Genomic DNA, 12,727 nt, shown 5'->3' with positions numbered 1-12,727 from the left:
TAAAGCAATCACTCATGTTTGTTTTATTTTACAACCCTACGTTTTAGTAATTCATAAAAGCATTTGGCGGTAGATTCAATATCAATACTTGCATCGTGCGCGTCTTGTATCTGCTCATTGAAAAGCCTGAAATGTAAATCTTCTAAAGTTGGCCATTTAAAGCCATATTTACCCGGAATCTTGCAAAAATTAACCACATTTTTGTCTTTCATGGTACAAAAAGTACGCTTAGATAGTAAGGCTTTGGTGTCTAATTTTTTTCTGATAAACTCTGCACCGACAATGGCTTTATCAAACTCAACGTTATGCCCAATCAGAATAGCCGATTCGTTGATTGTTTCCTGAAACAGTGCAAGCACCTGCCCTAAATCATGCCCTTCTAGCAATGCTTGTTGGGTAGTAATGCGATGAATTTTGGTAGCATCGGCCGGAATCACATAACCTTCGGGTTTAATTATATAATTATGCTTGCTTGCCAATGTGGCATCTTCATTATACACTAAAAAAGCCAACTGCACCATTCGTGGCCAGTTCTGTACGGCACTAATAGGCGCATTGTAATTATTGGGCAAACCCGTAGTTTCGGTATCAAAAAACACAATTTTTCTCATGGTGATAAAAAACGCTCTTCCTTTTCAAAGAAAGAGCGTTTGAATAAGATTATATACGCTTATTGTTTGCGGTTAAACCAGAAATAGACTGGTATACCGATAGCCACAATGCCTAAACCAGGATAGGTAAACTGTGGTTTTTCTTTGATTAATATTAATACGATAATTGAAGCTACAATTACATAAAGCATCGGAATAACAGGGTAACCTGGTGCTTTAATTGGTCGCTCGGCCTCTGGCATTTTGCGGCGTAAGATAAATATGCCGTAGATTGTGAAGGCATAGAACAGAATTACTACTCCCATCAGGTAGTCTAGCAAGTCGCCATATTTGCCTGTTAAGCATAAGAACGAAGCCCAGAAACACTGCCACCAAAGGGCGTTTTGAGGTACACCACGCTCTGATAATTTGCCAAAGTTTTTGAAGAACAAGCCATCTTTAGCCATAGTGTAGTACACTCTTGAGCCTGAGAGAATCAAACCATTGTTACAGCCAAAAGTTGAAACCATAATCAACATAGCCACAACAATAGAAAAGCCTTGCCCACCAATCAGATTAGCCGCAGCAGCTGCTACACGGTCTTCGCTGGCAAACTGAATACCTCTGCTGAACACATCGGCGCCGTTAGGGTCGCCTTTTAGCGGAAGAATACACAAATAAGCAACGTTCATCAATAAATAAAGAACTGTTACAAGCATTGTTCCGATAGCCAAACCTCTCGGAATTGTTTTCTTTGGTTCTACTACTTCATCACCTGCAAAGGTCAGCCCGTTCCAGGCATCACTCGAAAACAAGGTGCCTACTTGTGTTACGCCTAAAGCTAGTATGATAGTAAAACCGCCAATGGCTGTTGTTACCCATTCGTCGCCTATTTTAGCGGTGCTTGTAGCAGCAAACATATTAGAGAAGTTTTGCGAAATTACATCGGCATTTGCACCTAATATGAAACCTAATATAATAAGCAAGGCAATTGCGCCTAGCTTGGTTGTACTGAAAATATTCTGAATAATCTTACCCTCTTTTACACCTCTTGTATTGGCATAAGTCAGAATAATAATACTGACTATGGCGAGTAAACGCTGAGAGGTAAGTTTGAAAGAAGAATCGCCAATGGCAAAAATCTCGTGTTTATCACTGATAAAATCTGGGAAAAGTACGCCCGAATACTTAGCAAAAGCTACTGCAACGGCTGCAATTGTACCTGTCTGGATAACAGCAAAGAACGACCAGCCATACAGAAAGCCGGTAAGTTTACCGTATGCTTTTTGCAAAAACACATATTGCCCGCCAGCATGCGGAAACATAGCAGTTAGCTCGCCATAGCATAACGCACCAGTCATTGTGAGTACTCCAGCCAAGAGCCATGAGGCTAAAAGCCAGCCGGAAGACCCTACCTGACGAGCCACATCGGCACTTACAATGAAGATTCCAGAGCCAATCATAGACCCTGACACGAGCATAACAGCATCGTATAAGCGGATTTCTTTCTTAAAATTTGCCACTTTGAGTAGAGGTTAGGTTAATCAATTAAATCATGATTTATTAGATGGTCGAATATAATCTGGTCAACAGCAGAGCTTTTATGCTTGTCGGCATAGGTGAGCCATGCTAATTCTTCAATTTCAGCGTCAGGTTTTAGTTCGCCTGTATAATTGGCCACATAGCAGGTCATCACAACAATTATTCCTTCGGCGTGCCCATGTGCTTGTGCTTCAAATTTTCCGAAAAATGCTAAAGAATCGGGTACAAGGTCTACGGTTAATTCTTCTTTTACCTCACGGATTAGTGTTTCGTGGTCGCTTTCGCCGACTTCACGCTTACCACCCGGAAAATAAAATGTATCCTTGCCTTTGCTGCGAGTGCTTAAAATCTTGCGGTCTTTTATATATATCCACGCAAGTTTGTCTATCCACTTCATGCTTATTTCTTGGCTAATTTACTATTTTGGTAGCCATAGGCAAAATATATCACTAGCCCGATTACCATCCAGATAATAAACATGCGCCAGTTAGACCAGCCTAACTCTGTCATCAGGTAAAGATTAGTCAGAATACCCAATACTGGTAATAAAGATAAATTGTGTTTGAAACTCAATACCGCAAGTGCTAGCCAAACCAGCCAGAACACAAAAAGCAAAGGTCTTTGTTCAAGATGTAGCATTACGTCTCCTTCAGCATAAGTAAAGTACAACGCCACTAGCATGAGCAATCCGGCAAGATATTTGGCATTTACATAAGGTATTTTAAACTTGGCATCTTTGCTTAGTCCTTTGGTATCGAGGTATAAAACTCCGGCACAAACCAATATAAAAGCAAAGAAAGTACCTACACTTGTGAGGTCAACAAAGAAACTCATTTTAAAGAAAAGAGACGGAACCGCCACCAGAATACCAGTGATAATGGTAGCAAAACCCGGAGTTTTAAACTTAGGGTGAATCTCACCGAATTTTTTGCCCAATAAACCATCACGGCTCATGGTCATCCAGATACGAGGTTGGCCAATTTGGTAGGCCAATAATGCACTCGTAATGGCAATAACGGCACTTACTGAAATAACCCCTGCTACAAAATCGAAACCAACTTTAGAGAACACATAGGCCAATGGGTCGGCTACGTTTAGTTCTTTATAATTCACCATTCCGGTTAATACGAGCGTAATCAGGATATAAAATATGGTGCAGATAAGTAAGCACAATAACATGGCTCGTGGTAAATCTCTCTGCGGATTTTTAGCTTCTTCAGCAGTTGTTGAGATAGAGTCGAAACCAATAAAGGCAAAGAACACCGAGGCAACACCACTTAGCACCCCCTCAACGCCATTCGGCGCAAACGGCGACCAGTTTTCGGGCTTTACATAAAATACACCAACAATGAGTACCAGCAGAATAACCCCCATTTTAAGGGCAACTAATATGTTGCTTGCATTACGAGATTCTTTAATACCAATATAGCATAGCGAAGTAATCAGAACTGTGACAAAACCTGCCGGCAAATTGAAAATAAGCTTGGCAAAGCCTAAATCTGGTGCTGTCTGAAAAGCTGAGGCCAGTTTTCGGGTACCTTCGTTAATATCGGCTCCTCCGGCCTGAACTGCCTCGAAAGCTTCTTTGGCTGTAGTGTAATCTGTTGCAAGCCACATCGGGAAATGAATACCAAAACCTTCGAGCATAGAGATAAAGTAACTCGACCACGAAATAGCCACCACCATGTTTGATACGGCGTATTCAAGAATAAGTGCCCAACCAATAATCCAGGCTAATACCTCGCCAAACGATACATACGCATAAGTATAAGCACTACCACTCACAGGTACCATTGATGCAAATTGAGCGTAGCTTAAAGCCGTGAAAATGCAGGCAATAGCAACAAAAACAAATAAGAGTGACACCGCAGGGCCGCCGTTGAAACTTGCTAAACCAATAGTACTGAAGATTCCGGCACCTATAATAGCAGCAATTCCGAGGGTTGTCAGGTCTCTTACGCCAAGAATCTTAGCCAACGAATGCCCTTCACCGCCTGTTTTTGCTTCTTGTATAGCTTTATTGACGTCTTTCCTGCGAAAAAGTGAGTTACTCATGAGTAGATAATTATTTAGGTTTTTATGTGTTTGTTATGGTATATTCTTCAAAACTATTCAAAAAATGATAATACTGGTCTATAAAAAGTAAAATATTTATCGAATCAAGTTTATTTCTATTGCCATTTTTGCAGATTTTCATTTTCTAATGGCTGCATTTTCTGAAATTTTCTTCTGAAAAAACTTGCCTGACTTTTTTTGTATCTATACCTTTGTATATATAACTTGTCTATACAAGTTGGGGCGTTTTTATTTATTAACTAAACCATAATTTCAAGTGAAAGCAGCGGTTTATAGAGGGAAAGAAGAAATACTAATAGAAGAAGTAGGCATACCAAGCTTAGAAGAAGGCGAGGTATTGCTCGAAATAGAAGCCTGCAATGTTTGTGGTACTGACCTACGAACTTACAGGCATGGAGATAAAAAAATAAGCCCGCCACGTGTTTTGGGCCATGAGTTTTGTGGTAGGGTTGTGGAGTCAAGAAGCACAGAAACTGATATAAAAGTAGGTGATAGGGTATTGATGTACATTGTGCTGTCGTGCGGGGAGTGTCGCTATTGTAAAGCAGGGCGTGAGAATTTATGCCAGAGCCGTACCACAATGTCGTATCATCTTGATGGTGCTTTTGCTCCCTACATGAAAGTGCCTGCAAAAGCTGTTCGCCGCAGGCAGTTATTTAAGGTAAATGAAGAAATGCCCTCAGAATACCTGAGCCTTGCCGAGCCTTTGGGTTGTGTAATAAATGCACATGGCCGAGGACGACTGGAAATTGGTTTAAAAGATAAAGTAGCCATTATTGGTGCAGGGCCTATTGGCGTAATGCACGCCCTTGTTTCTCGTTTTCAGGGAGCGCAGCAGGTAGATATGTATGATGTGATGCAAACCCGCTTGGAAAAGGCTGCCCAGTTTGATATTGACAATGTAATAAAGGTAGATAAAGAGAATAGCCACTTAGAGCAAGCACTTGAACTTACCGAAGGATTAGGCTACGATGTAGTAATAGTGGCCGTAAGTGTTGCACAGGCACAAGCCGATGCCCTGGAAATAGCCGGAAAAGCCGGACGGGTTGAGTATTTTGGCGGTTTGCCAAAAACGAATCCGTTTGCCACGTTAAATACCAACCATCTGCATTATAAAGAATTACGCATCAGCGGTTCTTATTCTGAAAAAATGAGTGATTTTCAGGCTGCTACGGCTTTGGTACAAAAAAAGAATTTTCCGTCAGATAAAATAGTTACCCATATACTACCACTAGACAGAATCACCGAGGCATTTACTTTGATGGAATCGGGCGAGGCACTGAAAGTAAGTATTAAACCTAATCTTTAAGATTTTATGAACACCGAATTGATAGCCGAAATAAAGGGACGTAACTGGGGACTTTTTATTGATGGAAAGCCACTGCCTGCTGCTGATGAATCTAGTATTAGTATTTATTCTCCGGCTAATGGTGAGCTTATCGCTACCATTGCCCGTGCAACACAAGAAGATGTGAATCTGGCAGTAGAAACGGCTCAGGAAGGGTTTAAAGAATGGTCAAAGTTGACGGCTTATCAACGAGAGAGTATCATAAAAAAAGCGACAGCTTACGTGCGTACCCAAGCCGACCGCATTGGTATGCTTATGGCTATGGAGCAAGGCAAGCCTTTCAATCAATCGAAATCTGAAATTATAGGCTCGTGCGATACGCTTGATTATTTTGCTGCCGAGGGTGTGCGGGTAGAAGGCTATGTGAATCAGACCGAGAAAACAGGGCTTTTTTCGATGGTGAAATACTATCCGGTAGGCGTTTGTGCCTTGATTACCCCCTGGAATTATCCTGTCTCATTGTTATCGTGGAAACTCGGGCCAGCTTTGACTGTTGGTTGTTCGGTAGTAGTAAAACCTACTACTGTTACACCGCTATCGCCTATGGCGTTTTGTATGGCTTTGGTCGATGGTGGTGTTCCTGCTAAGGTGATTAGTGTGCTTACAGGCCAAGGCGCTGTGGTTGGTGATAGTCTGGTGAAACATCCAGTAGTAAAAAAAGTAGCCATGACAGGCTCAACCGGAACAGGAAGAAAACTCATGCAAACCGTAGCCCCATACCTAAAGAAAATTTCTTTAGAACTTGGCGGCCAATGCCCGGCTATTGTTTGCGAAGATGCCGATATAAAAAATGCTGCTGCTATAGTTGCTTACAAAGGATTCAGAAACATGGGGCAGTCGTGCAGTAGTGTCAATCGGGTGTATGTGCATACATCCAAACATCAGGAGTTTGTAGCCGAATTAAAAAAACAGGCAGAAAAATTAACAATTGGCGATGGCATAAGCGATGGCGCTGTAGATTTAGGCCCAATGGCAACGGCTGATGGCGTAGCAACATCAAGGCTACACGTAGAAGATGCCATAGGTAAAGGCGCTTCACTTGTAACAGGTGGCAGAGCACCAGAGGGGGAACAGTACGAAAAAGGCTTTTATTTTCTGCCTACTATCTTAGATAACTGTAATGATTCAATGAAAGTAATGCAAGAAGAAACCTTTGGCTGTATTGTGCCTGTAGAAACTTTCGAGACGCTCAATGAAGCCATCACAAAAGCCAATAATACCAATTATGGTTTGGTTGCTTATGCATTTACCAAAGATTTTAAAACAAGTATGTTATTAGGCGAGCAATTGGAAGCCGGAACAGTATGTATTAACAATGGTGCTGTAAATACCAACTATGCACCTTATGCAGGTTGGAAAGACTCAGGCTATGGCGTAGAGTTATCAAGAAATGCAGTTTTTGAATACCTTGAAACCAAGCATATAAAAATAGAGGGCTTATAATTTATATACTGAAGTTGTTTAGGATTATTTCTTTCGTTTAAAAATGCGTTATTTTAGCTACGCCTTCGTCAAATAATTTCAACCATAGCTCTGCTATGGAATTCCATTCGGGGCTTCATCATTTGACTTGTCTCGCTCAAAATACCACTATTTTTAAACTGAAATTAAAATCCTAAACAACTTCACGGTATTTGGCATAAATGTGCTCGTCGTAGAGGTTGCCTTCTTTTACCAAAGATTTTTTCAGAACAGCCTCTTTTTCAAAACCTGCTTTTTCAAGCGCTTTCATTGATGGTAGGTTGTACTCAAAAACTCCGGCATAAATGCGGTGAATTTTATAATACGCAAAGGTATATTGCACTACTTCGGTAATAGCAGTAGAGATAATCTTATTACCCCAGTAGGCTTCGCCGAGCCAGTAGCCTATCTCGGCGTTTTTCTGATAAATATCGTCTTTGAGCATAATACCTATGCCTCCAACGGCTTTAGCATCAACCTCTATGGCAAAGTTTTCTGCCGAATCTGCGGCAATTTTTACCCACTCATACGCATCTGTAATGGTATAAGGGTGAGGGAAAACATCTTTCAGGTTTTTCCAGATTTTATAATTGTTGGCATTTTCAGCCAATGATTTTTCATCGCCCGACTGCCATCTTCTCAGCGTAAAATTCATTTGGTGCTTGTTCGGTAGCTTATTTCCTGTTTGTCGAGTAGCCCTCTTACACGAGCACTATCTGAAAACGCAAAGATTAGCTCTTTTTTAGGTAGGTCTTCGCTATCTTCCCAGCGCCAGTCTTCACAAATGGCATCAAGTAGATTAAGTAATGTGCCTATTTTTTCAGGGTTCCGTTCCTTTTCTATAAAATGTTCGGAAGGCGAAATATACACTACTATTTTTTCGTCTTCCAGCCACGATAAATTGCTTAACATTTCATCAAGCGATTCGATTGTAAAACCAAACTCTTCAGGAAAAGCGAGTGCATCGCCGATTTCTTCATAAAAGCCTCGCATCGTAAGCGTTTTATGGCCATCTAGTTCGATGATTGAGTATTCGGCAGGTAATTCTAAATCTTTGACAACAAGAAAATTAGGCATAGGTTTTGGTAAGCAGAAATATTTATAAGCGTGGTCTTCAACAGACCACGCATCGATTAGTTCAATGAAAACGTAGGCACTTTCATCACCACAGAGTTCATAAACATGAGTTCTGTAATGGTTGGGTGCATATAGTCTATTAATGGAAATTCGGCAATAATATCCATTACTTCAAGTTCGTCTTGGGCGTTCACAATGCACCAGAGTTTGCTTCTATCGGCCGACAGCGCATATGAATTAAGCTTTCCTTCTTCTAACAATTGATTTACAGCAATTCGTTGATAAGGAATTTTGGCAATGAAACCTTCTGGGAAAGGCACTGGCAAATCAAATTCCACCATAAATTGAGTCATAATCTCTCCTATATTTTAATAATACAATCACAAAATCTATACCACACTAAATTGTTTGCTATTTGGGTAGAATTAACAACGTTTCGAGATGCTATAAATTTCTTATCACTAATATAAACAAGTTTTCGTGAAAAAACGTTTTCTTTGCAAAACTTATCTCAAAAGGGGTGCCTTAATATAACGGGCTGAGATTATACCCATCGAACCTGATACAGGTAATTCTGTCGAAGGGAGAGAGAATAGTTTTATAGTGTGCGCAGCTATAAGACTGTTTACAAATTCCATTTAAAATTTTGTTTCACTAAGAGCCAAAAGCTCACAAGATTTTACTCCTTTGCCTTGTTAAAATTTTCGTAATTCAATGAAAAAATTAACAAAGAATGTTTTATGTATTCTTTTAACCAGCGTACCAAAAACGCTTAGAAAAACCTTTTCTACTACTGCCTTCTTACTTTTTTTTGTTTCAATTGCCTTTGCTCAGGAAGATTCTGCCAGAATCAGTGAGTTGAATGAAGTTGTTGTGAAGTCGACCCGTGCTAACGAAAAAACTGGTATGGCTTTTACAAACGTCTATAAGCGAGACATCAAAAAACAAAATCTTGGGCAAGATTTACCGTTTCTATTGAATCAATTACCTTCGGTTGTGGTGAGCTCTGATGCCGGCGCCGGCGTTGGCTACACGGGTATCCGTATTCGTGGTTCAGACCCTACCCGTATCAATGTAACGCTTAATGGGGTGCCTTATAATGACTCTGAGTCGCAGGGGACATTCTGGGTAAACATGCCCGATTTCGCCTCTAGTGTGCAAAGTATTCAGGTGCAACGAGGGGTCGGAACATCAACTAATGGCGCAGGTGCTTTTGGGGCTAGTCTTAATATTAGTACTTTGGGTTATGAGCGTGAGGCTTTTGGCGAAACCAACTTTACGTATGGCTCTTTCAATACCATGAAAGCCAATATTATGGCAAGTACAGGTTTGCTGAATAACCATTTTGTGGTTGATGCCCGTTTATCGAAACTATCGTCGGACGGATATATTGACAGAGCAAGTTCAGACCTGAAATCGTTTTATGTATCGGCAGGCTATTACAACAAAAGCAATTTTGTAAGGCTCAATGTTTTTTCGGGTAAAGAAGTTACCTATCAGGCTTGGGAAGGCGTACCGGAAAGATTGTTGAAGAGCAACAGAACTTTTAACCCTTACACATACCCTAACCAGGTAGACAACTATCAGCAAGATAACTATCAGTTGATTTCTTCTTTTAAACTAAGCGAAAAATGGACGTTTAATCCGACGTTGCATTATACAAGAGGAAAGGGATATTATGAGCAATTCAGAGAAATGGACGAATTAGCCAACTATAAATTGCCCGTTTCGGCCATAGGTGGCGATACCATTACACATTCTGATTTGGTACGCAGAAAATGGCTCGATAACCACTTTTATGGCATTACTTATTCGTTCGATTATCAGAGCAATAAAAAGCTATCAGCCAATATTGGCGGTGCATGGAACAAATATGATGGCGACCACTATGGCGAGGTAATCTGGACGAAATTTGCTTTGACTCCTTCTAACGATTATCGTTGGTATGAGAGCCGTTCTATCAAAACCGACTTTAATATTTTTGCAAAGGCATTCTATCAAGTAACTGATAAGTTCAATCTGTTTGGTGATGTGCAATACCGTACGGTATCTTACGATATGAATGGCATTGCAGATAAATTGCAGGATATTACCCGCCAGACTTCGTTCCAGTTTGTTAACCCTAAGCTGGGTTTGAATTATCAGCTAAGCAATCAGGCTTCGTTCTATGCTTCTTATGCAGTTGGGAATAAAGAGCCTAACCGCACCGATTTTATAGATAATGTAAAAGTTCCAAAACCTGAACATTTGGAAGATTTAGAAGCGGGGTATCGTTGGGCAAATCAGACATTGAGTTTTGATGCGAACTTCTATTACATGAACTATAGAAATCAATTGGTACTTACCGGACAGGTAAATGGGGTAGGAGAGGCGATTCGTGTAAATGTACCGAAAAGCTACCGGGCTGGTATTGAATTGGTTGCCAACTGGAAATTTGCATCACAATGGCGCTTGAATGCCAACGCTACATTCAGCCAGAATAAAATCAGAAACTTTAGCGAAACCATTGTGAATTATGATGGCGATGCCGATAGAGTAAATCAGTTTGCTAAAACAGATATTTCGTTTTCGCCGAATGTGATAGCGGGCGGGCAGTTGTCTTATTCGCCCTTGAAAAATCTTGAGTTTGCCTGGTTGCCTAAGTATGTTGGTAAACAGTATATGGACAATACTTCGGACGAAAACCGGAAGCTGAATGCCTTTTTTGTGAACGATTTACGTGCAAACTATACAATTAATCCGAAAATCGTAAAAGAGATTACTTTCAGCTTATTAGCTAATAATATCCTTAACCATTTGTATGAAGCCAATGGCTATACATATAGCTATATATATGGCCAACAAGTAGTTACCGAAAACTTTTATTACCCACAAGCTGGCACAAACTTCTTGCTGGCTGTGCGTGTAAAATTGTAATGTTAATAGGGGTAAAATAGGGCTTGCTTTATTTTACCCCTTAAAACTCTGTGTTTTCAGCCAAAATATTTTTTTGGGCTATATCAAAATAAACAAACTTTTTTCTACGTTTTTAATTAAATTTCTGTATTTGTAAATAGTTGACATTGAGCGACTTACGTGCTAACCTATTGTTTGATATTTGCTTCTTTTTGAAAAGCAAAATCTTGCTTTTCTTCTATTTATCTGATTAATTGCTATATTCGTTAAAATTAATAAAACGAAAGTATGGCTTCTGAAAAAAACAAAGGTGAACTTCTCAAACTTCTTGGTGTTGGTTTTGGTATTGCAGTAACAGTTGGCGGAACAATCGGTACGGGTATTTTGCGTAAACCCGGTCCTATTGCTGCTAATCTGGGCGACCCTACACTTATTATGTTGGTTTGGGTTTTGGTGAGTATCTATGCTTTTTTAGGGGTTTTGTGTGCTATTGAGTTGGGCGTTTCTGTACCTAAAGCCGGTGCATGGTATGTATATGCCCGCCGTGCCTTTGGTGATTACGTAGGTTTTGTTACAGGCATTACAAGTTGGCTAGGCACAGTGGCAGCCCTTGGTTTTGGTGCGTATACCATGAGTGAGTTTGTTGCCTTAATGATGCCCGAAGTTGAGCCAATAATCAGATACATGGCTATTGGTATTCTTATTTTGCTAATGGGTTTTCACTGGTTAGGCACTAAATCAGCGGGGCGTTCGCAGGAGATTATTTCGTTTTTAAAGGCTATTGGCTTATTTGCCTTTGTAATTGCCTGTTTTGTTTACGGAGGTGAGGTAAAAAGTGAAGCTTTGGTGGCTACTACTCAAAAAGTAGCAGGCCCTGCTTTGTTGACAAGCCTGATAGTATCGCTTCAATCGGTATTTTATACGTTCGATGGCTGGCATACAGCCGCCTACTTTTCAGAAGAAACCACCGACCCTGCCAAGAATCTGCCTAAATCAATGATAAGTGGAGTACTGGTTGTGATTGCTATTTATTTGTTGGTTAATCTGGCTATCTTATACATTATGCCGATGGACGAGTTGGCTAACTCAAAACTGGCGGCGTCTGATGCCATTAAATTGATTTTTGGCGAAAAGTCTGCCAAGGTAGTTACGCTTTTTCTGACGTTGTCTATTTTTGGTATGCTCAATGCACAGATTATGTTTTCGCCAAGAGTAATATATTCAATGAGTCGTGATGGGCTATTCTTTAAAGCAGCCCAGAAAGTGAATAGTGGCGGTACCCCCGCCATAGCTATGCCACTCACTGGCATCTGTTCTATTTTATTGATTCTGAGCGGAAAAGAAACCTGCGAAAAACTATCCGACATTGCCGTTTTCTTTTTTGTATTGTGTTATATAGCAGGCTTTGCCAGCCTTATTATGCTACGCAAAAAAGAGCCCGAATTACCAAGGCCATATAAGGTGGCGGGTTATCCGTTTATTCCGTATTTACTGATAGTTATCTCGCTTTTGTTTCTGATTGGTGCTGTTTATCAGGATATTCAGAGTAGTGGTTATGCGCTAATCTTTCTGGTTGTGAGTTATCCTTTATTTTGGCTTACTAAAAAATTAAATCAATAGGGTCTTGTTATTATTTTTCAAATAGCCATATTTGTGGCAAATTTCCTGACCTATACTTTTGTGAAAGAATAACCAGGGAATTTTATTGATTTTGTGTCTGAAACAAGGCATTAGGGTT

General features: G+C 40.3%; 11 protein-coding genes and 1 riboswitch. Of the genes, 4 read left to right on the top strand and 7 right to left on the bottom strand.

The window, feature by feature from the left end; genetic code table 11:
- Window positions 1-23 precede the first annotated feature (23 nt).
- Genes WAE64_RS00370 through WAE64_RS00355 form a run of 4 tightly spaced genes read right to left on the bottom strand, consistent with a single transcriptional unit; the run spans window position 24 to window position 4,187 of the window.
- Window positions 24-611: a 3'-5' exonuclease gene (locus WAE64_RS00370; RefSeq protein WP_340233161.1), complete on the bottom strand. Its 588-nt coding sequence runs from the start codon at window positions 609-611 to the stop codon at window positions 24-26.
- 59 nt (window positions 612-670) lie between these two features.
- The gene (locus WAE64_RS00365; RefSeq protein ID WP_340233158.1) at window positions 671-2,113 is read right to left on the bottom strand and encodes an APC family permease; all 1,443 of its coding nucleotides are present in this window, start codon (window positions 2,111-2,113) and stop codon (window positions 671-673) included.
- A gap of 17 nt (window positions 2,114-2,130) precedes the next feature.
- The gene (locus tag WAE64_RS00360; RefSeq protein ID WP_340233156.1) at window positions 2,131-2,529 is read right to left on the bottom strand and encodes an NUDIX hydrolase; all 399 of its coding nucleotides are present in this window, start codon (window positions 2,527-2,529) and stop codon (window positions 2,131-2,133) included.
- A gap of 2 nt (window positions 2,530-2,531) precedes the next feature.
- Window positions 2,532-4,187, bottom strand: coding sequence for an amino acid permease (locus WAE64_RS00355; RefSeq protein ID WP_340233154.1), 1,656 nt, complete (start codon window positions 4,185-4,187; stop codon window positions 2,532-2,534).
- 277 nt (window positions 4,188-4,464) lie between these two features.
- On the opposite strand from WAE64_RS00355, the gene WAE64_RS00350 reads away from it, so the two are divergent.
- Both WAE64_RS00350 and WAE64_RS00345 read left to right on the top strand, forming a co-directional pair.
- Window positions 4,465-5,517 carry an alcohol dehydrogenase catalytic domain-containing protein gene (locus WAE64_RS00350; protein WP_340233151.1) on the top strand — a complete coding sequence of 351 codons (1,053 nt, stop codon included), beginning with the start codon at window positions 4,465-4,467 and terminating at the stop codon, window positions 5,515-5,517.
- A gap of 6 nt (window positions 5,518-5,523) precedes the next feature.
- The gene (locus tag WAE64_RS00345) at window positions 5,524-6,999 is read left to right on the top strand and encodes an aldehyde dehydrogenase family protein (protein WP_340233149.1); all 1,476 of its coding nucleotides are present in this window, start codon (window positions 5,524-5,526) and stop codon (window positions 6,997-6,999) included.
- 172 nt (window positions 7,000-7,171) lie between these two features.
- Here the strand turns inward: WAE64_RS00345 and WAE64_RS00340 are convergent, their stop codons facing one another.
- From WAE64_RS00340 to WAE64_RS00330, 3 genes are read right to left on the bottom strand one after another with little or no spacing between them, the layout of a single operon-like run.
- The gene (locus tag WAE64_RS00340; protein WP_340233147.1) at window positions 7,172-7,672 is read right to left on the bottom strand and encodes a GNAT family N-acetyltransferase; all 501 of its coding nucleotides are present in this window, start codon (window positions 7,670-7,672) and stop codon (window positions 7,172-7,174) included.
- Window positions 7,669-8,094, bottom strand: a complete 426-nt coding sequence (locus tag WAE64_RS00335) for a barstar family protein (RefSeq protein ID WP_340233145.1) — start codon at window positions 8,092-8,094, stop codon at window positions 7,669-7,671. The genes WAE64_RS00340 and WAE64_RS00335 overlap by 4 nt, the downstream gene beginning before the upstream one ends.
- 56 nt (window positions 8,095-8,150) lie before the next feature.
- Entirely contained in the window at window positions 8,151-8,447 is a 297-nt protein-coding gene (locus tag WAE64_RS00330) for a muconolactone Delta-isomerase family protein (protein WP_340233143.1), read from the bottom strand.
- Window positions 8,448-8,600: 153 nt separating this feature from the next.
- Window positions 8,601-8,698: riboswitch (TPP riboswitch) on the top strand.
- A 110-nt stretch (window positions 8,699-8,808) separates the two neighbouring features.
- Here WAE64_RS00330 and WAE64_RS00325 point away from each other — a divergent pair.
- The gene (locus WAE64_RS00325) at window positions 8,809-11,010 is read left to right on the top strand and encodes a TonB-dependent receptor (RefSeq protein WP_340233142.1); all 2,202 of its coding nucleotides are present in this window, start codon (window positions 8,809-8,811) and stop codon (window positions 11,008-11,010) included.
- Between the two features lie 267 nt (window positions 11,011-11,277).
- The gene (locus WAE64_RS00320) at window positions 11,278-12,609 is read left to right on the top strand and encodes an APC family permease (protein WP_340233141.1); all 1,332 of its coding nucleotides are present in this window, start codon (window positions 11,278-11,280) and stop codon (window positions 12,607-12,609) included.
- Window positions 12,610-12,727: the final 118 nt, after the last annotated feature.

The organism is Emticicia soli, assembly GCF_037860775.1.
Lineage (GTDB): Bacteria > Bacteroidota > Bacteroidia > Cytophagales > Spirosomataceae > Emticicia > Emticicia soli.
The sequence above is the reverse complement of the archived record's forward strand: the minus strand, read 5'-3'. Positions and strand labels throughout refer to the sequence as shown.

Coding starts and splice junctions, on each gene's coding strand:
- WAE64_RS00345 (WP_340233149.1), top strand. CDS start 5,524: ATGAACACCGAATTGATAGCCGAAATAAAGGGACGTAACTGGGGACTT.
- WAE64_RS00325 (WP_340233142.1), top strand. CDS start 8,809: ATGAAAAAATTAACAAAGAATGTTTTATGTATTCTTTTAACCAGCGTA.
- WAE64_RS00320 (WP_340233141.1), top strand. CDS start 11,278: ATGGCTTCTGAAAAAAACAAAGGTGAACTTCTCAAACTTCTTGGTGTT.
- WAE64_RS00335 (WP_340233145.1), bottom strand. CDS start 8,094: ATGCCTAATTTTCTTGTTGTCAAAGATTTAGAATTACCTGCCGAATAC.
- WAE64_RS00330 (WP_340233143.1), bottom strand. CDS start 8,447: ATGACTCAATTTATGGTGGAATTTGATTTGCCAGTGCCTTTCCCAGAA.
- WAE64_RS00340 (WP_340233147.1), bottom strand. CDS start 7,672: ATGAATTTTACGCTGAGAAGATGGCAGTCGGGCGATGAAAAATCATTG.
- WAE64_RS00355 (WP_340233154.1), bottom strand. CDS start 4,187: ATGAGTAACTCACTTTTTCGCAGGAAAGACGTCAATAAAGCTATACAA.
- WAE64_RS00370 (WP_340233161.1), bottom strand. CDS start 611: ATGAGAAAAATTGTGTTTTTTGATACCGAAACTACGGGTTTGCCCAAT.
- WAE64_RS00360 (WP_340233156.1), bottom strand. CDS start 2,529: ATGAAGTGGATAGACAAACTTGCGTGGATATATATAAAAGACCGCAAG.